Below are 24,652 nucleotides of genomic sequence, written 5' to 3'. Positions count from 1 at the left end.
TCTCACGTAGTGATAATCATTTTCATTTAAAATGATATACAATCACTACCATGCTGTCAATCCATCATCAAAATCGATTCGTTCAGGATGTGTATACACATTCATCTCCCCGCCTCTAATGAAACCTATGCAGGTGATGCCTAAATCCTCCGCTAAGCGCAGCGCAAGATCAGTAGGCGCCGACTTGCTCAGCATAATGCCACAGCCGATTTTCGCCGCTTTCAATACCGCCTCAGAGGAAAGTCTGCCGCTGAATGCAATGACTTTATCTGATGTCCGAACACCGTGCAACAAACAATAACCGAACAGCTTATCAAGTGCGTTGTGACGCCCAATATCCGTTCTTACAGCGAGCAGTTCTGAAGGCGTTCCGATCGCTGCATTATGAACACCGCCTGTGCTGCGAAATTCTGAGGACGCCTCCTGCAGCCCGCGCATAAAGCGAATACATTGCTCAGCCGAAATTTTCGTGCGGGTCATAATTGTTTTGGCAGTCAACATATCATTGTGAAAATAAAACTGCCGACTCTTCCCGCAGCATGATCCGATAAACCGTTTGGCGTAATGATCATGACTTATCGTCTGTTTATGCTCAAGCTCAACATAGGCAAAACCCGTATCTTCTTCGATCCGCAGCGATTTCACCTGCCTTGCCTCGCGAATAACCCCTTCCGAAGCAAGGAATCCAATGACCATCTCCTGCAAATAGGACGGCGAGCATACCATGGTTGCAAACTCCTCGCCGTCCACCTTCAAGGTAAGCGGATATTCCGAAGCGATATCGTCATCCTTCTCCCAATGGGCACTGCCATCGTATTTGAGGATGCGCCATTTGGTCGTGTTTGAAAGATCCATTCGAATGCTCCCCTTCCACGCTCAGCTTACTTATGCTTTGTTCCAAACTCCGCAACTCTAAGCCGGCGGCTCCATCTCCAGCTCTACAATCCGCTTCTCGATATATTTCGTATCCTTAAAAGCATGATAAGTGTCAGCCCGCTCCACAATGACCGAAACGTTATATTCAGGTATGCCTGCTAGCGGTTCATATACACCTTTGGCAAATAAACTGTTGCCCTCCGGCCAATACAGCTCGATGTTGCCTTGCGCAATATCCGCTTGCTTCGCTCTGCCATGGAAGCTTCCGTTTCGGTTATATACAACGATAGCATCCCCTTCAACGATAGCCAGCGCAGTTAAGTCGGCACTACTCATCAGCACATCGTAGCGCCCGGCATCGTTAAAGGCGTCCTTCTCTCCATAAATCATGGAGTTAAACTGCTTGCCGCGCCTTGTTGTGGCATAGAAATGTCCCTCCGGTATGCGCAGCTCCGGCAGTTCGATCGGCAGCAGACTGCCCCTGCCATCATCAGTTGGGCAATGACCATCCTCACACAGCCATGCCCCGCCCCATTGAAACACATCACCTTGGTTCCGCAGCTTCTGAATACCGTCGTAGTTCGGCGAGGCCAGAGCAATCTCCTCTCTTACAGCAGCCGCATCCTTGAACGTAATAGCCGACTTAAGCTCAGGTCGAATACGGGCAGCCAGATCCGCATAGATCTGCCACTCCGCACGCGCCTCTGCTATGCGCGGTCCATCTATCGTTGGTGAGTAATAAACCATCCGCTCCGTCGAGGTCGACGTTCCGCCGCCCGGCTGCTCATACCTGGTCATCGCAGGCAGAACGATAACATCCTCCTTCGCATCGAGCAGCGTCGAGCTGTTCAGTACAATATCCTGATGCACTCTCAGATCAACACTCTCTAAACAGCGCTTCACGAAATCGGGGTCCGGCATCGTCTCGATAAAATTGCCGCCCGACGTATAGAACAGCTTCAGCTTTCGATCAGCACGCTCCTTCAGCAAAGCATTCTCAAGCGACACGCCTACAATGTCACCCTGCCAATCCGGCAGCTTAAAGCCCCAAAGCTGTTCCACACGGTGAATATCCTCGCCTTTAAATTCACCGCCAGGCAAGCTGAATGGGTCAGCCCCCATTTCGCCTGAGCCTTGAACGCCGCTATGGCCGCGAATTGGCATTAAGCCGCAATGCTCTCGCCCAAGAAAACCACGCAGCAGCGCAAGATTCGCTACCTGCGAAATATTGTCCGTACCGAACCGATGCTGTGTCAGACCCATGCTCCACACGAATACTCCTGACTTTGCAGCAGCAAGCAGCGCTGCAAACTCCCGCATCCGCTCTCTTGTAAGTCCGGACGATTGCTCCAGCAGCTCCCAGCTCTGCTGCTGAATATGAGCCTTCAGCTCCTCATATCCATTCGCATGCTCGCTTACAAAAGCATGATCGATTGCCGAGCCTAATTGCTCTTCCTCCATCTCGAACCAGACTTTCATTACGCCGTGCATGAATGCAATGTCACCGCCGATATTAACCTGATAGAAATCGTCAGCCAGCTTCGTGCCAAAGAGAGCCGATTCCGGTATGGACGGTATCCAGTAGCCCTCCATTGCCGGTTCGCGATACGGATTGATCACGATGATTTTGGTTCCCTTACGCTTAGCCGCATACATATACTTGGTCGATACCGGCTGATTGTTCGCAGCCACACTGCCCCAGAACACAAGCACATCCGTGCCGATCCAGTCCTTATAATTGCAGGTTGAGGCTCCTACACCAATCGAACGCTTCATCGCCGTCTTGGATGGGGAATGACAAATACGGGAGGCATTATCGATATTGTTCGTACCGATAAGCCTAGCTGCCTTCGCAGCCACATAATACGATTCATTCGTAATGCCTCGCGCCGTTAAGTAGAAGGCGAGCTGCTTCGGGTCAATCGCTCGAGCTTTGGCAGCGATGCGGTCTAGCGCTTCATCCCATGAAATCCTGCGAAAGCTTCGTTCCCCCTTGCTTCGAATAAGTGGGTATGGCAGTCTTCCCAGCTTGCGCAATTGTGTACTGTCCAGCTTGCGCAGTTCATCGATATCAGCATGAAGCACTTCAGCTTTAATTGCAGGCATCGTATTCAGACGAAGGACATTCAGCCTCGTCGTGCAAATATGCGGGCCGTCCAGCGTCTGGTCATATAGTCCGGATACGCCAAGCGCACAGCCATCGCACACTCCCTTCGTCAAGATTCGGAAAGCATAGGGCAAGCTGTCTCTGTTATCCCATACGACTTTGATCGTATCTCGGATGTGGTGCGGCTTGATGCGCCCTAGTCCAAAAGGCGCTTTACTCACCCACAGCTTCGGATCTGGCACTTTAGGCAGTTTAATCGGACCTGTATGTATTGTTTTCTTCATTAATAATTCACCTCGTTAATGATCATTATGGAATGAATAACATGTATCTCAATAAACCATCACATACAAAGTAAGCGTATACAACTCATTTTTTAAAAAAAATGATTTACTCTGCGCTGCCACCCCATCGTCCAGCCTTCCCCTTCCAACATCCCAAAGAGCCGCAGGAGAAAGCTTCCGCTTCCTCCTGTTGCTTGCCACCGTCGTCATACCAGCAAGCTTAGCTTCACAGAGGGAGAACTTGCACTGCCGCTTGTTTTCCGCTTACTTGTATGCCAGATTGCTTCTTGCCGCTCTCCGTTAGATCCTTCAGCATACGCTCCAGAAGTTCCTTTGCCTTTGGTCCTTCCTTGCCTTGTATACGAACCACAAGCTGGACACCATTGCCGGAAGCAAGAAGCTTCGCCGCTTGCCGCAGCTTCGTATCATAATCATGGTCCTCAATATGCGCAGTCAAGCGGAGCTCCTTGATTTTACTTGGCTGCTCCTTCACCTTAGCACCGCGTTTCTCTTGATCCGCCTGCTTCTTCGCTTGTCCTTTCGCTACCAGCTTGCATGGCGGGGGACTGCTCATCAGCGAGGTGCAAACCAAATCCACCTTCAACTCTCGCGCCTTCGCCAGCGCTTCATCGCGAGAGATAATGCCAAGATCCTCACCCCGCAAGCCCGTCAAATGCACCTCGGAGGCACGTATCTTTTCATTCATAATGACCATCGATGCCATGTCAGCCTATCGCTCCCTTACCGTGAATACGGAAAATAGCAGCTTTACTTGATAAGAGCTGTCATATTCCCTTCCTCTATTATACGCTTTTATTAGACGTCCAGCGCGGTTTGTTTACGCGTTGCATCTTTGCCGCTATCTATGATCATTCTCCCCTCAGTCTCATCCCGCTCCGCTCTACGCAGAAATTTCTTGCCTCTCCAGCGAATGAGCGAGAGCGCTCCGCGGACATACTCATCCAAGATCATACAGGCATAAATACCGATCAAGCCCCAGCCAAGGTGGATTCCTACAAAATAAGAGAGCCCCGTCGCAATCAGCCACATCGAGAATACCGAGATCCACATCGTGAACCGGGTATCGCCTACCGCATTCAGCGAGTTGCCGAGCGCCATATTAACCATTTTACCTGGCTGCAGCAGTAAATTCATTCCGAGCAGAGATACGCCCAGCGCTACAATTTCTTTGTTTTCTGTAAACATACCCAGCAGCTGACGGCCAAATAAGAAAATAATAAACGCATTAACCGTCACCACCGCAAGTCCGATCCACATCGCTCGGAAGGCGACATGATAAGCCTCTTTTATGCGTCCTGCGCCAAATAAATGGGCAATTTGAATTTGCACGGCCAGCGCAATCGAATAACCAAGCATGAAGCAGAACGATTCCAGCGTATTCATATAGGTTCGTGCCGCCAGCTCGTTAGAGCCGAGAATTGCCAAAAAGGTGAAAATTAGCAGCTGTGTAAATACCCAGCAGGACATATTTACGCCAAGCGGCCATCCAATACGTAAAATCTCGCCAAACAGCTTACGATTAAATAGGTTAAGATCGCGCAAAGCAATCGTACGCTCAAAGGAGCTTAGAAACATAATGAACAGCACAATCGTGGCGAGAAAGCGGCAAAGTACAGTTGAGATGGCAACGCCCATCAAGCCCCATTTTGGAAAACCTAATGCACCGAATATAAACACATAGTTCAAAAAAACATGCACCACATTCATACCAATCGCCGTATACATAGGTCCTTTTGTGTTGCCCGTATTACGGATCGATGTGCTAAGCGCTGACATCAACGCGATCAACACCATGCCGCCCCCGACAATGGTTATATACGTTTTTGCCATTGGAATTAAATGTTCTGGAAGCTGGAGCACCGCAGCAATCTCGCCTGGAATGAGAATCAGCAGACCGCTAAGCAGAAGCCCAATGATGGCGCTCACCTTCACTGCCATAATAGCAATTGTACGCGCATCCTCACTATTTTTGGAGCCTAGCTTCTGCGCAATAAGGATACCTGCCCCACTAGCGATAGTAATAAATAAAGTCGTCAATGCTTGAAACAGCTGGTTAGAGAAGCCAACTACGGCAACAGCATCATCCGATATTCGGCTGACCATCAGCGTATCCGCCGCTCCGAGTAAAAACTGTAAAAACAGCTCTATGAAAATGGGCCAAGCCAGCATCCAGAGCGAAATTTTTTTGTCAGGTAAAGCCATCTTGTTGTCCTCCTGCATCGGTCGCCTTTGAGAGGCCGTATCCGTGGTCATATCGTCAATCGTCATTTCAAATTATAGATGCTATACTGAGCTTGATGTATCATTTTTACAACCGAAACTATAACGATTCAAACTTCAACATTTGAAGGAGAAACTGCTAATATGACGATCATTCATATGACGATCCCGCCGCTTCCGCACTATATCATCGGAGGGTATACCGTTGCTCCTATAGGACGCAGGCATCCAAGCAGACGCAACATTAATGTGTTTGATTTGCTTGTCGTCACGCGCGGCTGTTTATATATGGGAGAAGAGGATCAGCACTATGAAGTGAGGGCAGGGCATGCACTCATTCTAAGACCGGACGCTCATCATTACGCTACACGTGCATGTGAGGAGCAAACGGCTTATTATTGGATTCATTTCCAGACGACCGGGGTATGGAGCATTTCGGATCAATCCGCTCCAGAGGTGCAAGCAGACAGTGCCAAAACAAGAATACTTACCTCGAACATTTACACGACACAAACCTTTACGAAACAGCTGCCCCAGTTTGCTAAACTGCTGCAGCCCACCAAGATGGACAGCCTGGTGCGTCAGTTGGTTCAGCTCAATATGAATGATCACATTCCCAGCGTGAGATGGAAGCAGCAGGTGGTGTTCCAAGAGGTGATCGAGCATTTATCTGCCTCCATGGAAGCCGAAGGCCCTTCGCCCTCCACCTTATGCGCCGAACAGGCTGCATCCTATTTACGAGAGCATTATCGGGAAAGCATAACCGCACAGGAGCTGGGGGAGAGCATTAACTTTCATCCGGTATATATTGCGAGATGCATGCAGAAAGAATTTGGCTGTGCCCCATTCGATTACCTTATGCGTTTCCGGATCGAACAAGCGAAGCTGCTGCTGCTCCAAACGGACCTGCCTATTGCCCGTATCGGAGAGGAAGTTGGCTTCAACCACGCGGCTTACTTTGCCTCCTGCTTTGCCAAATATGAGAATATTTCGCCTCGCAAATATAGACAACGGTTCTCTCACGGATAAGGATGCGTACACAAAGAAAAGAACGGCTCCCGCTTGGAGAACCGTTCCTTCGTTTTATCATTTTTTTATCATACACCTGGTGAAACACCGTCTCCGCGATTTCCAGCAGCCAAATTCGGATGATTGCCCCAGCTTGTAAGCCGCTTGCCTAAGCGAATGGACGGCAGCTCTATGAAATAGTAGCTTAGCGCCCCTGCACCGAACGAAGCTACAAACGCCAGCATCACGATAAACGGTGTACCTATTTCACCATTCAGCAGATGAATGAGCGATAACAGCACGATCATATGATATAAATAGAGGCTATAAGAGATTTTACCCAAAAATAACAACGGCTTCCGCTGCAGCTGCCGCGATAATCGCACAGACGATATTGCTGCAATAATGAAGATTGACGCACCGATAGCCGTCATCCAATCGCCGCCGTGCGGCATGAACATGTCATGAAAATCTTCGCCGTAGCCGATCCATTTGAATGAATAGAAGCAAAGTGCAAGAATAAGAAGGATGGTGACCCACCAGCCGTTTAACTTTGAGAATGCTGCCCTCAGCTCACTCTGATACTTGGCTAGCAGCCCGCCTACTATAAAGAATGAGGCATAATGCAGTGAGACTACAAAGTTAGTCGTATAACGTGTCTCAAAGTTAGCAAGCAATATTTCTGCACCAATAGATAACGAAAGCGCGAGTGGCAATCCGACTTTCCAGCCGCCTTTCACAACTGCAAATATAATAAAAGGGAATAATAGTGAGATACGCATCTCATGAACAAGTGTCCAGATGATCGGATCATATCTCGTCGTATTGTAGTTTCCAACAAACAGCAAATGATGAATAATCGAGGTTACATTCGGCGGTATGACCCACAAATTGTTATAATAGCTCGTTAAATTCGTCAGCTTTGACACATAGACGACTTCTCTCATCATAATAGCGATGACCAAAGCAACAAGAAACGGAATGTAAATGCGGCAAATCCGCTTAATTACATATTTGGAATACAACTGCTGGCGGTTGCTGAAGAACGGTAAGGAAAGCACAAATCCGCTGAGCAGAAAAAACATAATGACCGCTTCATGTCCGCCCCATATCGCATGCAGCGGCGTGTATTTAAACAGGTTAAGCGGGTAATCTAGAAAGCCAAGTTCCGAAGTATTTTGCGCGATTGGTGCAAACACCAGTAAGAAATGGCCAACCATAACGGCAAGTGCCGCCAATCCTCGAAGTGAATCTAATTCCTCATAGCGCTGCAAGCTGCAATTCCCCCACATTTATCGAATCTTAATAATACCAAAGACGATTATAATGGATAGCAGCCCGCTTTGTCCGCAACTATTTTCATAGAATGCCTATACTAAGATAATTACCTTCTTTTTAAATATCGGCTTAGCTTAACCATCCCCAACACGCACAAACAAACGAGCAAGCCCGTACATCCTCCTGCAAAATCAAGCACAACATCCGTCGCATTGCCCGTACGCTCATCAGAGCCGAGTTGATTCCATTCATCCAAAGCCGGAACCGCGATTGCAACCAGCAGTGTAAGCACAATCGAAACTATCAAGCGCCCGCGGCTAAGTGCACGAAAGAACATGAACAGCAAAGCAGCCAACGTGGCATATACAAACAAATGTGCTCCCTTGCGGAATAGAAACTCAATAAAGTTATATGGCCGATCATGTGAATTAATGATGCTTGTTCGATACTTAATTGTCATATCAGGCAGCCACCTTATAAGCTGTTCAGAACTAAAAGTGCTGCGCAAAAACGGCTGAATACTCTGCTGCTCATACGTCTGGGATGAGAATAGAAATAAGAGCCCAAGCCACCCTACTAACAATAATCCCCATAATAGGATCGGCAACCATTTTACTCGTTTGTACATGTTCACTTGCACCTCCTGCCAAACAACCCGTTTACTTATTTCTCTCTATCATACTTGAAAAAAACGCACAAACAAAATTTTGTCATTATAGCAGCCCGAACGAAATGCCAAAAACCGGCTTACTTGTATAAGTAAAGCAGCCGGCGGCAATGTAAATTCTTTGTATATGCATTAAAAGAAATATAACCCATCTATACCATTTTTGTATTCAGGTATAAAAGTCCTAATTTATATATAGTCAATATGCCTAAAGTTTGGTATTATTACTAAAAGACAAGAAACGAGGTTGATTGTGATGTCTAGTTATTTAATGTTCACTGAACTATCCACACCATTGAAATTGTTCGGAATTAGAATCTTTAAGGATGAAAACGGACATTACTGGTACAAATTCAAACAAAATAAGCGGAAACGTTTTTTCAAATAGAGCTACTTTAAATCTGGCGAATTTCCAAACGATACGCAATTCGTTTTGTCTCTACATTCTCTCTCATATCTTATACAATCATAGCAATTAAGAACAAGATCAAGTGCTTGACTTGCTCCTAGCACTTCATCAGCTTGGTAAGACTGGCTCACTAATAGCTTATCGATCATATCCTGCCGCAGCAGCTCAATCGTCTGCTCTAGCTTTTTTTTGTGTAGAACAGTATCTCTATTAATGGACCCTCACCTCTTCCTAATTAAGCTTAATACGATCAATCTCATCAGATGTTTCCTCGCCAAACCTATTATTCTGCCAACAACCGGGCAAGCTCCTGCAGCACATACTCCAAACACAAATTAAATATGTCCATAGTCCCCCTACATTACCACTACTGTATGATTTTAGGTTAGTCCATAATGCTAGTGTAATGCAAATTTTAGTACTATGGTAGTGGATTTGTTAGAGAAATGAGTATTTTTTTTACATTTTCACAACAAATTAATGCAAAGAGAGCTCAGAGCTACTCAGAGGCTTCAAGGATGAATCTTCCATTACCTGCTGGGCAAAATACGGCGTATCACTCCTGAAGCAGCAGAAGCTGATTACAGGCTTCCAAGACGGCACATACAAGCCGAAGCAAACAACGACCAAAGCGGAAGCAGCAGCACTTATCTACCTCATCTACACCAATCAATAGGATTAGCAAAAAAAGAGCAGCAGAGAAGTCATTGCGACTTCACTACTGCCCTTTCTATTATTTTGCAAAATTAGTTATGTACTTATTAGTAGGTAACTACTGTTAAGGCTTCGCGATAAGATGCAATCACGTCCGTGCTGTATCCGTTCGCAGTCAGCTTTGACGTTGTTTCCGTCATAATGACTTCAAACTTCACAGATAAGCGGCTGACTCACCGTTAACCGTCTTCGTTACAGGATCATAGCTGATTTGTGTGCCAACGGATTTAAAATTAACAATCTTGAACTATAGATAATCTAGATACCTTATATATCTTACAGGATGTGGGCAAGTAGTTCCAACCCACTCTTATTTTGATTCTCGATCGAATAATATTTATGATTGCACCAACATATTTCGACTTACTTTTCATGGAAATATTGTTAGAATAAATCTACTGAAGCCAATTTGGGAGGATCTTTCTATGCCTAATTATTATTTCAAAGAATTATGGACCCCTCTGAAGATCATGGGTATTAAGTTTTTCATAGACGATGATGAAAAAATTTGGTTTAAATTCCGGGACTCCAAACGGCGAAGACTGAGAAAATAGCCGTTATTTTAGAGTGTAAATATCCCCAAACATTTCCCAAGTTAGTCCCTCTAGCTTTGCGTCACTGAATTTACCTAATTTTGCCATTATCGTATAATTTATGTAATTGGATAAATTATACATTCATCGACATATTTCCACAATATCATTTTTACAACTTTTGAACTGGTCAATAGGATATACCAAAAAGGCAGTAGAAAAGTCATTGCGACTTCACCTACTGCCCTTCCTTTTATTTTACAAGGTTAGCTCAGATTATATTGGTATGAAACTACTGTTACGCAAAACTCTCCGCAAGTTTTCTTCCAGCTTCAAGCTCTTTATTAAAGGCTTCGCGATAAGATGCAATCACGTCCGTGCTGTATCCGTTCGCAGTCAGCTTTGACGTTGTTTCCGTAATAATGACTTCAAACTTCGCGGAGCAATTATCAACCTCTTGAAGTCCTTTTGCTTTCAACGAAGCTTGGTCTGCGGCACTGGCTGTGCTGTATAATAGGACAAGATCCATTAAAGTTGCCATGCAGCTCTCTTTCAGTGCAGCAAGCTTCTTCTCGGCTTCAGCCGTTATCTGCTCATACGACGGTTTAACTACCGTTCCACCGCCACCTCCGTTGCCTGTGCCGCCATTGCCCCCGCCTGTTCCTGGAAGACCAATTCCGCCACCTGCTCCTTGCTCCGCTTTATAAGCGGCCGACTCACCGCTAACCGTCTTTGTTACAGGATTATAGCTGATTTGTGTACCAACGGACTCCGACAAGAAACGAATCGGAACATAGATCGAGCCTTTATAGCCATAAATGGACTGACCGGCTGGTAATGGCTTTACCTTCCCATTAAATACTAGAGTTGCCTTCATAGGCTGTATTGCAATGGCAATGCTCGCTTGAGGCTTCTGGCTGCCCGTAGAGGCACTTTGCAATTGCTTCTTAAGCGCAGCGAGCTCCTTCTCTGTTGGGTCCGAGATGGTTGCCTTCGCGCCATCCCAGTTCACCGTTTTTTGCAGCGCATAGGAGATATAACGAATCGGTACATAGGTACGACCTTGATAAATAAAAGAATATTGACCGTCCGGCAGTTTAAGCGCTTGTCCATCAAATTGCAGCTTAATCGGCTGGGTTGTTGTCTTAATTGTAGCTATTGCTGCAGAAGCAGCGGTAGCAAGTACAGATGATAGCATCATAACAACTAGAAAAATAGATAAAATACGTGACTTTTTCATAGGGCCTCCTTAGAATAATAGAGCTAACTATTTGAGCGAGTTTGCAATAACTGCGAGCGCATCAGCTCTAGCACTAGCCTTCGCACTCTCGTATTGCGCGCTCCAATCAGGAAGAGATTGGTTACCTAAATCGGCTGCTTTATACTCGCTTTGTGCATTACTAATCAATTGATTAAACTTTACATCGCAATCGGCTTCCGCAGAAAATACCTTATTCAGATACTTACTCTGAATAGTTTCTAAAGTCGCCTCTTCATCTCCGCTCAATTCATTTGCAATCTGCTGAACTAAGCTATTACTGGTTGCTTGGCATGAAGACTTCAACTTACCCAGCTTTGCTGTAACTGAAGCATCAATCTCTTTCTTCTTCCGGGACTTTTCCTCCGAATTCGTAGGTTCCTTCTCCGGCTTCTGGCCCTTGTCTACGTTATTAGACGTTTCAATCGGTGTCGAAGTTGCAGTTGGACTAGGTTGTGCAGCATCCTCAGGCTGAGTCGTCGGAACTAGATCAGACTCTGGCGTTGGTGTTACATTCCCTTCTGGAGTCACCTCAGGCTGATTAGTCGGTTGTTCTTCAGGCTGTCCCGAAACTTCCGGCGTTTGCTCATTTGCTTCCAAATCAGCCGTTTCCTCTAGACGCCCATTTAACTCATCGACTTGGTTTAACTTTGAGTACAGGCTTACACTTCCATAAATGACGATACCGATAAACACTAGTGCACCTGCAATAATCATGATTATTTTGTTTGATTTTTTCATCGTTTTGGTTTCATATGGGCGATTGCAAGAGCAATGAACGCATATGATTCTCCTTAACTTTATTTGGAATATAAAAAGCTGACGCTTCATAATGACAGGGCGTCAGCTTACGGGTATAGCGTTTTTTAGATCTACAAATGATATGCTACGAGCTAGTTTACGAGAGAGCGACAGCCGCTAGTTTATTTTTATGATAAACAATTCTCAAATAAATCTCCATGCGCTTCTTCTCATCTAAGCAGTCTTCCCACAGCAATTCATGGAACACTATACAGATCTGATGCCATTCACGTACAACGTTCGCGCGCATGAACATAATAATAACCTCCATGTTCCACATAAACCACGACGGGAGGCACGATATTCGGTAGCTGGCTGGCAGTCTTTTGAAAAAAGATAAGCCCCTTTAGCTTTGCGTCACCATTTTTCAATGGTTTTGCCTTTATCGTGTGGGTTATGCAGTTGTTTTATTTAATGATATGTTAACAAAATAATTGGAGGTTGTATAGGACTTACACCTAATTCAGCCCATAACGGTCTAGAATTCAAGCATATTGCTAACATATAACCTGTTGTAGGTATGGTGTCCGCAGCCAGTCTCCTTGTCGGATGAATGGCCAGTGGCATTGTCGTAGCAACTCAGGTATGGTCACTCGTACTGCCACTGACCGACAGTACCCAGCCTAGATGTGTGTCGGAATTACATCTCGTTCATGGCTCGGTGGACGTGCGCTTCACCAACAATCTTGTTTTCACGAACGAATGTATCTAATAGAGATTGGCTGCACAGGGTATTAATTTTTCTAGGCACACCATGACCAAATTGGTGAATCGCGACCAACGCTTCCTCCGAAAATATCTCCTGAAGAGACCCAGATACTCTGACTTGGTGCTGGATGTAGGCTCTCATCTCCTCTTCTGAGAACCCTTGGAACTGGTATCTGGTTTGGATCCGCTGATCAATGGCGTCCAAATGCCTCGGCTTAAGCTGGTTGCGCAAGCTAGGCTGACAGATCAGGATTAAAGCCAGCGGCGACATGGAATCCTCTTTGAAGTTCCGCTTATCAGTAATATTGAATAAGCTGAATTATCCTCAACTTTTGGTTATCATGCCTTTCAGCAAAGTGTGGATATTACGATAATACAGAAGTTGCTTAACCATTCGTCGCCACGAGTTACGCTGGCTTACATTGGGATCATTCAGGATGATCTAGATAAGGTTGTACTTAATTTGAATTTATAAAATACTTCCATGGCTCCAATTTAACAGTTTGAATAGTGAATTATCGAAAGTCGAGCAAAAAATAAGCTCCTTAAGAAACAGGAGCTGACTTTGGATAATTCTATTGGGAGTCGGGCCAATATCGCTAAGGACGTATATAGCTTTGCGGCGCGTTTTTTCACTACTCTAAACCATGACCGCTAAACATCATTAGCGGTTATCAGGTAATCAGAAATTGGCTTATAACGTCCGCTAGAGGGATCAGCATTTCATATCATTTCTATTTTAACTGCGTGCTCTTCGTAACCGTTTGGGTTATTTAACTGCCAAAACCAAGCATCCGTACACATTTCTTCAATTCCTCTTTCTGCCACCCACCCTAATTCTCTCTTTGCCTTAGACGGATCAGCGTAACATACTGCAACGTCACCTGGTCTTCGATCTACGATAGTATAGGGAATATTCCTGCCCGATACTTGTTCAAACGCACGGATCATCTCCAGTACGCTATAACCTTTACCAGTTCCAAGGTTGTAAGCTTCCACGCCAGTAGAAAACATTACTTTCTCAATAGCCTTTAGATGCCCCAAAGCAAGATCCACTACATGAATATAATCTCTTATCCCTGTTCCATCTGGAGTTAGATAGTCATCGCCGAAAACTCGTAGATTCTCCAACTTTCCAACCGCCACTTGCGTAATAAATGGAGTTAGATTATTCGGAGTGCCGTTAGGATCCTCACCAATCCGACCGCTTGAATGAGCACCTATCGGGTTGAAATAACGTAAGAGTGATATACTCCAACTATTATCCGAAATATAGAGATCCCGTAGGATATCTTCAATCATTAATTTTGTGCGTCCATAAGGATTAGTTGCTCCCAGGGGGAAATCCTCGGAAATAGCCCCAGGTTTTGCTGGCGAGTATACTGTAGCTGAAGAACTAAATACCATTCGCTTTATATTGAATTTTTGCATTACTTGGCAAAGAATAAGTGTTCCTGTGATGTTATTATGATAATAATTAATGGGAATCTGCACTGATTCACCGAGTGCTTTGTAGCTAGCAAAATGGATAACAGCATCAATTTTGTTTTCTAAAAAAACAGTTTCTAGACTATCCTTATCCAATAAATCTAGGTTATAAAATTTAATAATCTTACCTGTCAGTTCTTGCATTCGATGTAAGGATATCATATTACTATTTGACAAATTATCTACAACGATTATTTCATAGCCTTCGTTTAATAACTCCACACAGGTATGGCTACCAATATAACCGACCCCTCCAGTTACTAATATTGCCATCTATTAATTCCTCTTTTCAAAGAAACTTATTTAAGGTATACACTTCTATTATCGCTAGATCCACCATACTAGGATATCTTGGTACTTTTGAATGAGAAGAGGTGCATCTATACGCTTCAACCTAGTCTTACTACATGGATGTAGTTGCATCATATTATATGGGTAGTTTATTACAAAACAAACCTTTGCTTGGTGCATTAGAGTTTTGATAGGGGTCAGATACCGTCCAACATGAAGCGGGGCTTCGCCGTCATAGTACGTCCGATCATCCTTAATAGTAGATCGGGTATTTCACACACATTAATTCGACATTTCGGGTGGTGACAGGCACTCTCATATAGCCATCGAGATTAGATAACAAGCGTCAAGAGTCGATGCACATTTCTTCAATTCCGCGGTGTACTACCCAACCCAGTTCTTGTTTTACTTTTGATGGGTCGGCGAAGCATTCCCCAATATCACCAGGTCTTTGGTAAACGATGGAATAGGAATTTTTTTACCGCATGCATGTTCAAAGGCTGCCATCATCTCAAGTAATTATTATCCTCTTCCCTTTCCTAGATTCTCCAAACCGATTATTAATTTGACATATCCAAGAGCTTTAAAATGACCAATAGCAAGATCTACTACATGAATATAATCTTAAAATCATCAGTTTGGTGCGCCTATAAGGATTCGTTGAACTAAGTTTAAAATTCTCCTAGATAGGAACACACTCTCGCTCTCGGTAGCACTCCCCTTCAAAGGGGTCTGACCCCATTTCAGGTAATGTTATGATAATAGTGCAGTGGTATTGACTCTCCTACAGCTTTAACCCCAAGACCCACGTCAATTTTATATTTTCTTTATCCATTTTCTTAACTGGAATCTAGTATCTTTGTATTTCAATCACCAAATTATTACAATATTATATCCTGAATTGAGTATTCAAATAGGCTCAGCATAACTAATTATAAATATTGTATGATTTAAACAATAAAATGGAATTATTTATTAATCAAAAAATATATATCTAAAAAAATCACCAAAAGTGAATGCAAAAATGGTTAACCCTTATTCAAAAGAGATTTATTGTTGTAGGCACTTAATTGTTGTTTTAAAATTTTTATTACGTCAATATATATAACACTAACAAATACAAATAAAATAGCACCTACTAATAAATTGCCAACTAAATTAACTTCATAAAATGAAGAATAAAATGCAAATATTAAAATTGTTATTGTTGAAACACTAAATCTCATTAATCTAAATTTAATTTCAAACAATTTATTACCAATATATGTTCTTAAAATAAAAAACATAATATAAGAAATACATGCAGAAATAGCAGCACCTCTAGCCCCCAATATAGGAACTAATTTATAATTAAGTGCAAGATTTAACAAACAAGATATCAGTGCAATGAAGATATGATAGGAAGGCTTTTTTTTGAAATTTATACCTAATACTGTGGTTTCAGAGACAGTATACATTAATGGTATAAAGACAAGGAATGGTAATAAGCTAGTTGCTTCTTTATATTGTTCACCAAGTAATAAAACTAGTACATCTTTAAACATAATTAATAATATAGCAATTAACGACATGGAAAATCCTACTATATTATTGACCATTACATAAAAGCTTTTATCTTCTCGTCCCTTTTCATAATACTCGTAAGCAACTGGAGTCCAAAAGGAAGAAAATGCCCCTTGAACTATAAGTAATATTGATATTAATGAATAAGTTGCCGAATAGATACCCAAATCTTTTAGTGATCCCCATGTTTTTAAACTTAGTGTATCAGCTGACTGAAAAATCCAAGTTATTAATAATGTGAACGTCATGGGAATTCCATAAGTCAATATTTGCTTATTTTTATTAGTTGATAGCTGATTTCGAATATTGGTGAAATTCCAATAGTTCTTTTCAGACCAAATAGCAATTATTGTAACTAAAATGTTCGCAAAGGTATATGCAATAATGAGTATTTTATAGTTGTTATTCATAAAATAAACTAAGCATATAATAAATAAAATATATAATAGTTTTTGATATATTTGTAAAAAAGAATATAATTTACCTTTTTGCTGCATCCTTACAACAACAAATGCAAATCTATTAATAGACAAGAGTAATGTATTAATAACTAACATTGACACGATTATTCCTGAATATTTACTAAATAACAGCAGGGAAATTTCCCTTGAAAATATAATTATAAGAATTGAAACTAAGCAAGATAAAATAAAAGTTATTTTAAGACAATTCCATAATAACGTTCTTCTTCTATCTTCATTTTCCTCGTAAAAAAATCTTATAAAAGATTGATCTGTCCCTAAAGAAGTAATTATAGAAATAATATTAATAAAGATTAGAAAGACTGACATTTTTCCATATTCTGAAGGCTCTATTAACCTAGTTATTAATGGAGTACTAATTAATCCAAGAAATAATGTTACCCAACTTCCAAATGAAAACGATAGGAATTTTTTAAATAAATTATTAATCGCATATTCCTCCTTCTTTGTATTAGGGCTTTGGAAGGAGATGTAATTGTGAAATATATATAAAATACAATTCAAATATTACCAACATATCCATAGCCTTAAATTATTAATTTTATTTTTTATCTCAATTACGATTTATTTTTTATCTTTTTTAAAATATATTGAGTAATATTATTATTCGGTAGTAAATAAATTAAATGAGATAGTTTTTGTCGTTTAAGTTTTTTTAGTAATTTATCAGTATCATCCTTAATATAAATTACAGAATTTTCAAATATTTCATTTATTATATTGAATCTATCTTTCCAATTAAAATTATTTATAGCATAATAACGAGCTAACTTTTTATATTCTTCGACTTTATTCAAGTTATCAATATAATATTGCATTGATTCAATTAGAGATTTTTTATTACATATCCCTACTGGCCAGTAATAGCCATCGGATCTAGAATGAAATTGGTCTATTTCAACTAACTTTCCTACTTTATCATCAACATACTCATTCATAGGTGCATTATTAGGTAAAATAACTGGTAACCCACATGAAAGAGCTTCAAAAATAGTTAAACCTAGTCCTTCGAGCTTAGTTGGATACACATAAACATCACCAAAATGATAAAGCCCAGGAGCCGTTACAGTATCTTCCACAATATCTATATTAAACTCTTTCAGTTTTTCATTTGAAAAATTCAATATTTCCTTCAAACTAGTTTGAGTATGAATTAATAATTTTGATTTTTTGTATAACTCGCCATCAATAAATGCATTTATTAACAAATCAGTCCCTTTTCTTTGTGACATCCCCATGGAATGAAAAAATACTAATTCGTTACTATATTCCTTAGGTTTCTCTTTTGGAGAAAAACACTCAATATCTGTTCCCCAAGGCACATAATAGCATTGTGGATGCCATGAAAATACTGAATAATGCCTTTCTGTATTACAAATAAGAAAGTCGTAAATACTAAATAATTTAACAGTATTTTCTTTGTAATAGTCAATATAAGCACCTATTTTTATATTCGGGTATTCTTTTTTTAGATATAACAAAATTTCAAACTCATGCTGTTCATTAAAAAATATTGTTTCTATCTGATTTTCCCTAATCCAACTATAAAAATGCTTTTTATTTATATTTGTACCGGGTAACTGATACCCCCAAGTTACATAAGTCTTATCCCAAGCTAAATCATTTTTCGCAAAGCTTTCTCCTCCTCTTGCATATACAAATACATTATGCCCATCTTGTATGGCTTCAATATATGATTTGGTAACATACGCTGCACCTCTTTCAAACCATGTTGAAACAAAACCAATATTCATATTAAATTTCTCGCTTTCTATTTATTTATATTAATAAAATGGGCTCCTAACCGAATTACTGACATTGATTTCTTAATTTAAATTCTCCCACCTTATATCCAATAATTATCCAAATTGGTATCATAACAATTATCACATGAAATATATCAACCGTAATTGAAAACCCCCCCAAAAAGATTAGAATACCAATTAGTAAAGTATCCTTACTTGGAATTGCTTTCTTAAGAAAATTAAATAAAGTCAGTAAAAAAGGAATTATAAATGGTATGCCATAGCTTATTATAAGTTTAATATACGAACTGTCAGCTACTCCAGCCTTCTCCTGAAGTAAATCAGAAGAGCCAAAAACACTGAAATTTGGTCCAAAACTTAACTTTTCATCTATTATAGTTCCCCATAATGAAGTTCGACCTGACATAGTTAAATCCATATGACCTAAAGAATTTTGAAAAACATAAATATAATTTAATATAGGTTGACTCCAAAATATAAATAAAAAAATACTAAAGAAACTAAAAGAAAAAAGTGAAATAATAATTATTTTCTTATTTAAATACTTATTTGGGTTTTTCATTAATAGATATAACAATAAAATGAAGAATATTAAAATAGCTGTTCTATTAAGGGAATAAACAACCAATATTGCATATAAAACCGTTAGACTTAGTTTAACAATCCCTGTAAACCTTTCATCAGTAAATACTAAGATTAGGCCAAAACAGACACTCATTGATAATAGTATCCGGCTCCCAAACCATGAACCTAATCCAATTCCTAATCCACTACGTAATAGAGATAGATTAGAATAATTTTTATTTATTATTCCTACTAAATTATTAAAAAGATTAGGTAAAATTAGCTCAATTAATCCTCCAATAGCTACAAAAATTATTATCATATTAAGAAAGGTAATATAGTTTTTGATTTGAATATTTTTTTCTTTTAGAACCATACCTAAAAGCATTAACAATGGATATATATAAATAAACCTTATTGTCATTAAAGCTAAAAGGTCAAGCCCGTTAAATATTATATATAATAAAACACTAAACGTACTATATAATAGTAAAAGAATAATATTCCTTGAAAAAGATTTTCTTTTATACAGCAAGGCAATGATAATAACAACTATAACAGAGGGATCTCGCACCATCCATCCATTTGGCATAAATAATGAGATTAAACTCACAATAGTAATTATATATAAAATTATGGTAAAATACCTTTGCTTCATTTGGGTTTACCCAAACTTTGATATAATTTATTATATTTTCCCATTGTTGAATCTATAGTAAAATTTTCTTGAAATCTTGACAAAAACCACTCTTTATCAAGATCCAGTTGGATCCTATCGTTTGCATAAGAATAAATTCTATTTACAAAACCTTGTTCATCGTTTATATCAAACAAATTTTCCTTTTTCTTTATGACTTCCGGTAAGCCACCTACATTAGTAGAAATAACAGCACATCGTCTACTCATTGCTTCGATAGCAGTTTTACCAAATGATTCCAAAAGTGAAGTAACGATAAAAATATCTACATTATAATAAAATTGACTCATTGCTTCTTGATTTAATTCAGTATATGCTATTACCCTATCTTTCCCTAAATATTGTTGTAACTCTTCTATATAATCATTCATTTGTTTCTTTTCTTCTTCGGCAAATGCAGTAAAAGCTACAATAACCTTGAAACGATTATCATTTTTTAATAATTTGCATATCTTTAGGGCTAATGGCCAATTCTTAAACCCCGTTACTCTACCTGAAAAACCCAATACTATTTTATTCTCCGTTATATTATGTTTATTTCTTTCTCTCTCTCTATTTTCATTATTGTAAATGTTAAAATAATCACTAACGGTATTCGGAATTACTTTGACATTCTTATTACCATTATCCATCTTATCCCAATCTAATTTATTCAAATTAGTAGTGCAAATTACATAATTAGCGACTTTTTTAAGATTATACAACAAAAATTTTGTATGATTTCTATATTTTGATAATAGTCCCCGATCTGTATAAATTATGTTTATTTTTCTTGATATTAATTTAAATTTACTTAACATACCAACAACTACTCCTGATAATGGCATTTGAGCATGAATTATATCTGCTTTTTCAAATTTTATAACTCTTCTAAATACTATAAATTTACTAAATAAATTAACTAAAAAATTTTCATAACTTTTATATGTTAATATCTTTAAATTTTTATCAATTTCAATATTCGAATTTCCCAATAATTCGGGAGTAAGGATAACTACATCGTATCCATTATATAGCATATATTTAGCTATGACATAAGTTGATGTTTGTGCCCCTCCGATAGAATCAATAGGATAATCAAGAGTATATATTAGCTTTAATGGGGGTTTATCCACTTACTTTTTCTCCTTTTCATAAAAATATTAATAAAAATTGACATAGAGTGGACATTACTGATTACTCTAATATTGATATTAAAATACCTAATACAACCGTAAACGCTATTTGTAAAGCGTTTTTTTAAAATTTCTCGAAATTTTGATTTATAATCGACTTAATATATCAATATGTTCTTTCGCCATATTTTCAATCGTATATTTTTGTATTGTTTTAAGACTATTGCAACCCATACTTAGAAGTTTCTCTTCTTGATAGCTACACAATTCTATTAATCTTTCGGAAGTAGTATTTATTTCATTTACAGGTACAATAAATCCATTATAATTTGGTTTAACTAATTCAAGTGCTGCTACACATTTATCTGTAGATATTATAGGAAGGCCGCAAGCCATTGCTTCATTTATTACTAGTCCCCAAACATCTTCTCGTGTAGGTAAAACAAAAAAATCTGCAGCACGATAATATTTTTTTAGATCCTCTTTACTCTTAAAACCTAGTAGGTGAACATTTTCTAGATTATAGAAATTTATTAGCTGTTTAAGATTTTTCTCTTCTGGGCCACTTCCGATAATTAATAACACTGAGTCTTCTGGTAATTTTCTCCAAGCATTTATTAGAGTATCAAACCCTTTACGTATTATAAGTTGTCCTACAGCCACAGCAATCATCTTTCCAGTAACATTTAATTGTGAACGCAATGTATATTTTTCCTCATATTTAGCAGGATGTATATAAATGTCTTTTTCTTTTAAAGATGTAAATGAATATCTATAAATTTTTTTTTTAATCGCTCCATAATGATGTAGATACTTATCAGCTTCATTTCCAGTACTGAGCCACCAAGCAGCACTACCGATAAAGTGTTTTTTTATAGTTGCAATTATTTTATTCTCATTACTAATTATGCCCCCATCAGTATTAATAAAAAAAGGAATTTTGCGCAACTTTAGAGTCTCAATTGCAATCATACCAGTTGGAGTACTGTAACCTCCAATTATGAAAAAATCAAACATATCTTTTCTCAACCATTTTGTTACGGAGAAACATATTGCTGATTCTTGTTTAAAGTTTATACCATTAAGAAATACAGCCTTAAAATTTTTCATATCCTTAGAAATCCAATCAATTTCGCGATTAGTCGCTGTCCCACGCTCAAACAGAACAGTTAGATCGCATATTTTTCCTAATTCATCAAAAAAATCCACTCTATAGGGTGCAGGGATATTTGTTAGATATAAAATTCTCACTTTTTAATTTTCCTTTCTACACTAATATAAATTAGCAATTTTTTTCTAGTACCTTTACTACATCTCTCCAAGTATTCACTCTTTTTTCTGTAAGTTTATCATAAGAACTATATTTGAAACTTCCATTTAGTACTTTGAGCATCGCATCTGATAGTGTATTTGGGGAGAATGGATCGAAAAATAATTTATTAGGATAGTCTTTTAATATTTCATGTGAAAAAGGAGAGTCAGAAGCTAATATTATACTCCTCATGTTCATTGCTTCCTCTAAAGGTAGAGGGTATGACTCAATAAAAGATGGAAATATTAAGACAGACCTTCCTAATCTTTTAATAACTTCTTTTCTATCTAAATATCCTACAAAATTTATATATCCCTCCAATTTTTTTGATTTTTCATATACACCTTTTGAATACTCGTTCTCATTTCCTTTCATTGTTAAATTAACTGTGAAATTAGCAACATTTTGTTCAGCAAGGTTTTTCACTGCACTAACAATACAGCTTTGATTTTTATATATAGATGGAGATGCAGGATAGAAAAATTCATTTACTTTTAAAGTATCTCCTTGGTTTATATTTCTTTCTTGAATTGTTACTATGTCAGAAATATGAGGTGGAATAACATGTATCTTCTCCGCTTTAATATTAGACTTTTTGCAAACTTCTTGCTTCATCCAGTTTGTTTGCACTATAACTGTATTTGATTTTTTTATAGAAAACCTAATTAAATTACCTATAATATGTTGGTAAATTGCAGGCATCAATTCATTTTTTTTAATAAAGCTAAACCTTTTTATATTTTGAAAAGGAATAGCTTGATGTAAGTAAACAACCTGTGGAATAGAAATATTAAAGATTGATAAATTTTGAAGTGATAAGATTTTATCTGGATTTAAACTACGAATTATTTTCCTTACCACTATAAGATCCCAAATAATACGATGTAACCAACTTTTTTTAATCCATGGAAATCTTAATACATGTATATTCTCGGATTCTTTAAGAAATGGGGTACTTACTATAAAAAACCACTCATGATGTTTTTCATTTTCTGAAACATATTTATAAAAATCATTTAGTACTGAGAGGGCTCCACTAGTAGAAGCAGCAACATTAACTACAACAAATTTCAAATTTTTCTCCTCCAAATTATATAAAACATAAGTATCGATTATAAAGCGCACTATACACTCTTAACCTTTAATAATCTACAAAAAACATCTCAACTTTTCTAAAAGTAAAGTCTAATAGACGAATCAATTTCATGATTGCCTTTTGTAGAAACCTAGACTGCTCTTTATGGCGAATATTAAGTTTTTTAATTAAGCTGCTGCTTTTCCATCTGCTTTCGAATACGATCAGTAGCTAAATAGGATGCATTATAAACAAGGGTGACAAGATCAAAATGGACTCTGACTCTCTTCCCATGTTTGACTACCGCGGCAGGTGCCGAATTAGCAAGGCAAATCAGTCTCCATTCGAACTTTGTAAACCTTTGGCATAATGAATCATGGGCTAATGGACAATACTTATATTCTTCTGGACGAGTACTCTTGAGCATTTAGTACTTTGTGTCATAGCTGTCTTATCGTGTCTTATCGATAAGAATGTTCACGCAACTCAGGTTGGAGCAAAATTTTGATTAAAGCCGACCAGTTCTGTTCATTCTCTTGTTGTTCGAGATAATGGATTGAGCTTCCTTGCGATGAATCGATTGATAGATGGCGACATAGTCGCACCCTACGTCCATCATGTAGCGTATGGAAAGAGGCAGTTTCTCGATCCATTCAGTATTGGAATGGCTCCTTAGACATCATTTAAGATACCCGATGAGATCAATGAATCCAAAATGTACTGGCTTTTTGTTCCTACCGCAAGACACCCTTTAAATCCATACTAAAAGATGTTCTTTCCTTCGCTACTTTTATTGATTACCCAAGTGGGCTCCAATGTCATTTTCCGCTTGATACATAACTAGAGAACTGCATAGTCCATGAAATGACGAAAAACTATATTCACCTTCAAGCCTTTCAAAAAGTTTTCGTTGATGATGATGCTGTTGGCATCGATTCCACGCACTTTGAATCGCGAGACCAGGCCAAATCGGAAGAGAAAAAACCTACTCCACAGGGCCTGTTTGAAAAATCCATTGCTACTCAACTTGATTTTCCTTTCAATGACCTTCGTGACCAAATTCCGACTCAGAAGGGAGCTGATCAGAGAAAAGAAATTCGCAATCCGAATGTAAAATGAAGTCATTTTTCAAACGTTTCTGCAAGTCTTTGATGGTAGGAATTCGCTCGATGATTCGGGTGACCATAGCATACTCTGTAGGTGCTCCATAGATCGTATTTTTGGAGATTTTGATAAGCATGGATTCAAATGTTCAAGGTCGAAAATATAGACACTATTCGAAATTTGGAGAGGTACTCCTTTTCTACGCTTAAAAACTTTGAGCTTCTTGGGCTCAGATTTATGAAATTGATACATGAATGATAAAATAGGATTTTAATTTAGTAGATTCATTCCCCAAAAACTTAACACTTTTA

The 24,652-nt window shown here is 38.9% G+C and carries 20 protein-coding genes, 1 pseudogene and 1 riboswitch; of the genes and pseudogenes, 3 read left to right on the top strand and 18 right to left on the bottom strand.

Annotated elements, in window-relative coordinates; all coding sequences use genetic code 11:
• Nucleotides 1-45 precede the first annotated feature (45 nt).
• The 4 genes from fdhD to AC0YN6_RS19240 form a co-directional block, all read right to left on the bottom strand.
• The gene (gene fdhD, locus AC0YN6_RS19255) at nt 46-855 is read right to left on the bottom strand and encodes a formate dehydrogenase accessory sulfurtransferase FdhD (protein WP_475748776.1); all 810 of its coding nucleotides are present in this window, start codon (nt 853-855) and stop codon (nt 46-48) included.
• A 57-nt stretch (nt 856-912) separates the two neighbouring features.
• On the bottom strand, nt 913-3,267 hold the full coding sequence (locus AC0YN6_RS19250) for an FdhF/YdeP family oxidoreductase (protein WP_475748775.1): 2,355 nt from the start codon (nt 3,265-3,267) through the stop codon (nt 913-915).
• A 226-nt stretch (nt 3,268-3,493) separates the two neighbouring features.
• On the bottom strand, nt 3,494-3,982 hold the full coding sequence (gene infC, locus AC0YN6_RS19245; RefSeq protein WP_475748855.1) for a translation initiation factor IF-3: 489 nt from the start codon (nt 3,980-3,982) through the stop codon (nt 3,494-3,496).
• A gap of 101 nt (nt 3,983-4,083) precedes the next feature.
• Nucleotides 4,084-5,490 carry an MATE family efflux transporter gene (locus AC0YN6_RS19240; RefSeq protein WP_475748774.1) on the bottom strand — a complete coding sequence of 469 codons (1,407 nt, stop codon included), beginning with the start codon at nt 5,488-5,490 and terminating at the stop codon, nt 4,084-4,086.
• A 162-nt stretch (nt 5,491-5,652) separates the two neighbouring features.
• Between AC0YN6_RS19240 and AC0YN6_RS19235 the strand changes: the two genes are divergently transcribed.
• On the top strand, nt 5,653-6,537 hold the full coding sequence (locus AC0YN6_RS19235) for an AraC family transcriptional regulator (protein ID WP_475748773.1): 885 nt from the start codon (nt 5,653-5,655) through the stop codon (nt 6,535-6,537).
• 68 nt (nt 6,538-6,605) lie between these two features.
• Here AC0YN6_RS19235 and AC0YN6_RS19230 read toward each other — a convergent pair whose 3' ends face one another.
• The 3 genes from AC0YN6_RS19230 to AC0YN6_RS19220 form a co-directional block, all read right to left on the bottom strand.
• Complete coding sequence (locus AC0YN6_RS19230) at nt 6,606-7,790, bottom strand: acyltransferase family protein (protein WP_475748772.1); 1,185 nt, start codon at nt 7,788-7,790, stop codon at nt 6,606-6,608.
• 110 nt (nt 7,791-7,900) lie between these two features.
• Complete coding sequence (locus AC0YN6_RS19225; RefSeq protein WP_475748771.1) at nt 7,901-8,422, bottom strand: VanZ family protein; 522 nt, start codon at nt 8,420-8,422, stop codon at nt 7,901-7,903.
• A gap of 429 nt (nt 8,423-8,851) precedes the next feature.
• Nucleotides 8,852-9,040, bottom strand: coding sequence for an aspartyl-phosphate phosphatase Spo0E family protein (locus AC0YN6_RS19220; RefSeq protein WP_475748853.1), 189 nt, complete (start codon nt 9,038-9,040; stop codon nt 8,852-8,854).
• A gap of 353 nt (nt 9,041-9,393) precedes the next feature.
• Here AC0YN6_RS19220 and AC0YN6_RS19215 point away from each other — a divergent pair.
• Nucleotides 9,394-9,546: pseudogene (locus AC0YN6_RS19215) on the top strand (S-layer homology domain-containing protein); the annotation flags it as partial.
• A gap of 869 nt (nt 9,547-10,415) precedes the next feature.
• Here the strand turns inward: AC0YN6_RS19215 and AC0YN6_RS19210 are convergent.
• The 11 genes from AC0YN6_RS19210 to AC0YN6_RS19160 all read right to left on the bottom strand — a co-directional run bounded on the left by AC0YN6_RS19210 (nt 10,416) and on the right by AC0YN6_RS19160 (nt 23,236).
• Nucleotides 10,416-11,357, bottom strand: coding sequence for a copper amine oxidase N-terminal domain-containing protein (locus AC0YN6_RS19210; protein WP_475748770.1), 942 nt, complete (start codon nt 11,355-11,357; stop codon nt 10,416-10,418).
• A gap of 27 nt (nt 11,358-11,384) precedes the next feature.
• Entirely contained in the window at nt 11,385-12,116 is a 732-nt protein-coding gene (locus AC0YN6_RS19205) for a hypothetical protein (protein ID WP_475748769.1), read from the bottom strand.
• A 157-nt stretch (nt 12,117-12,273) separates the two neighbouring features.
• Nucleotides 12,274-12,432, bottom strand: coding sequence for a hypothetical protein (locus AC0YN6_RS19200; RefSeq protein WP_475748767.1), 159 nt, complete (start codon nt 12,430-12,432; stop codon nt 12,274-12,276).
• A gap of 47 nt (nt 12,433-12,479) precedes the next feature.
• Nucleotides 12,480-12,567, bottom strand: a riboswitch (cyclic di-GMP riboswitch).
• A 249-nt stretch (nt 12,568-12,816) separates the two neighbouring features.
• Nucleotides 12,817-13,155 carry an AAA family ATPase gene (locus AC0YN6_RS19195; RefSeq protein ID WP_475748766.1) on the bottom strand — a complete coding sequence of 113 codons (339 nt, stop codon included), beginning with the start codon at nt 13,153-13,155 and terminating at the stop codon, nt 12,817-12,819.
• A gap of 452 nt (nt 13,156-13,607) precedes the next feature.
• Nucleotides 13,608-14,645, bottom strand: a complete 1,038-nt coding sequence (gene galE / locus AC0YN6_RS19190; RefSeq protein ID WP_475748765.1) for a UDP-glucose 4-epimerase GalE — start codon at nt 14,643-14,645, stop codon at nt 13,608-13,610.
• A gap of 1,046 nt (nt 14,646-15,691) precedes the next feature.
• Nucleotides 15,692-17,212 carry a lipopolysaccharide biosynthesis protein gene (locus AC0YN6_RS19185; protein ID WP_475748764.1) on the bottom strand — a complete coding sequence of 507 codons (1,521 nt, stop codon included), beginning with the start codon at nt 17,210-17,212 and terminating at the stop codon, nt 15,692-15,694.
• Between the two features lie 53 nt (nt 17,213-17,265).
• On the bottom strand, nt 17,266-18,462 hold the full coding sequence (locus AC0YN6_RS19180) for a glycosyltransferase family 4 protein (RefSeq protein ID WP_475748763.1): 1,197 nt from the start codon (nt 18,460-18,462) through the stop codon (nt 17,266-17,268).
• Between the two features lie 55 nt (nt 18,463-18,517).
• Nucleotides 18,518-19,696 carry a hypothetical protein gene (locus AC0YN6_RS19175; RefSeq protein WP_475748761.1) on the bottom strand — a complete coding sequence of 393 codons (1,179 nt, stop codon included), beginning with the start codon at nt 19,694-19,696 and terminating at the stop codon, nt 18,518-18,520.
• A complete protein-coding gene (locus tag AC0YN6_RS19170) occupies nt 19,693-20,850 on the bottom strand; it encodes a glycosyltransferase family 4 protein (RefSeq protein ID WP_475748760.1) in 1,158 nt (385 codons plus the stop codon). The genes AC0YN6_RS19175 and AC0YN6_RS19170 overlap by 4 nt, the downstream gene beginning before the upstream one ends.
• A gap of 147 nt (nt 20,851-20,997) precedes the next feature.
• The gene (locus tag AC0YN6_RS19165; protein WP_475748758.1) at nt 20,998-22,101 is read right to left on the bottom strand and encodes a glycosyltransferase family 4 protein; all 1,104 of its coding nucleotides are present in this window, start codon (nt 22,099-22,101) and stop codon (nt 20,998-21,000) included.
• 31 nt (nt 22,102-22,132) lie between these two features.
• Nucleotides 22,133-23,236: a glycosyltransferase gene (locus AC0YN6_RS19160; RefSeq protein ID WP_475748756.1), complete on the bottom strand. Its 1,104-nt coding sequence runs from the start codon at nt 23,234-23,236 to the stop codon at nt 22,133-22,135.
• 865 nt (nt 23,237-24,101) lie between these two features.
• On the opposite strand from AC0YN6_RS19160, the gene AC0YN6_RS19155 reads away from it, so the two are divergent.
• Nucleotides 24,102-24,356: a hypothetical protein gene (locus AC0YN6_RS19155; protein WP_475748754.1), complete on the top strand. Its 255-nt coding sequence runs from the start codon at nt 24,102-24,104 to the stop codon at nt 24,354-24,356.
• Nucleotides 24,357-24,652 lie beyond the last annotated feature (296 nt).

Source organism: Paenibacillus sp. J22P15 (assembly GCF_056269345.1).
Note: the sequence above shows the minus strand (reverse complement) of the source record. Positions and strands in the feature narration are given on the sequence as shown.

Coding starts and splice junctions, on each gene's coding strand:
- galE (WP_475748765.1), bottom strand. CDS start 14,645: ATGGCAATATTAGTAACTGGAGGGGTCGGTTATATTGGTAGCCATACC.
- fdhD (WP_475748776.1), bottom strand. CDS start 855: ATGGATCTTTCAAACACGACCAAATGGCGCATCCTCAAATACGATGGC.
- AC0YN6_RS19195 (WP_475748766.1), bottom strand. CDS start 13,155: ATGTCGCCGCTGGCTTTAATCCTGATCTGTCAGCCTAGCTTGCGCAAC.
- AC0YN6_RS19250 (WP_475748775.1), bottom strand. CDS start 3,267: ATGAAGAAAACAATACATACAGGTCCGATTAAACTGCCTAAAGTGCCA.
- AC0YN6_RS19210 (WP_475748770.1), bottom strand. CDS start 11,357: ATGAAAAAGTCACGTATTTTATCTATTTTTCTAGTTGTTATGATGCTA.
- AC0YN6_RS19155 (WP_475748754.1), top strand. CDS start 24,102: ATGACGAAAAACTATATTCACCTTCAAGCCTTTCAAAAAGTTTTCGTT.
- AC0YN6_RS19240 (WP_475748774.1), bottom strand. CDS start 5,490: ATGGCTTTACCTGACAAAAAAATTTCGCTCTGGATGCTGGCTTGGCCC.
- AC0YN6_RS19200 (WP_475748767.1), bottom strand. CDS start 12,432: ATGTTCATGCGCGCGAACGTTGTACGTGAATGGCATCAGATCTGTATA.
- AC0YN6_RS19175 (WP_475748761.1), bottom strand. CDS start 19,696: ATGAAGCAAAGGTATTTTACCATAATTTTATATATAATTACTATTGTG.
- AC0YN6_RS19225 (WP_475748771.1), bottom strand. CDS start 8,422: ATGTACAAACGAGTAAAATGGTTGCCGATCCTATTATGGGGATTATTG.
- AC0YN6_RS19235 (WP_475748773.1), top strand. CDS start 5,653: ATGACGATCATTCATATGACGATCCCGCCGCTTCCGCACTATATCATC.
- infC (WP_475748855.1), bottom strand. CDS start 3,982: ATGGTCATTATGAATGAAAAGATACGTGCCTCCGAGGTGCATTTGACG.
- AC0YN6_RS19205 (WP_475748769.1), bottom strand. CDS start 12,116: ATGAAAAAATCAAACAAAATAATCATGATTATTGCAGGTGCACTAGTG.
- AC0YN6_RS19180 (WP_475748763.1), bottom strand. CDS start 18,462: ATGAATATTGGTTTTGTTTCAACATGGTTTGAAAGAGGTGCAGCGTAT.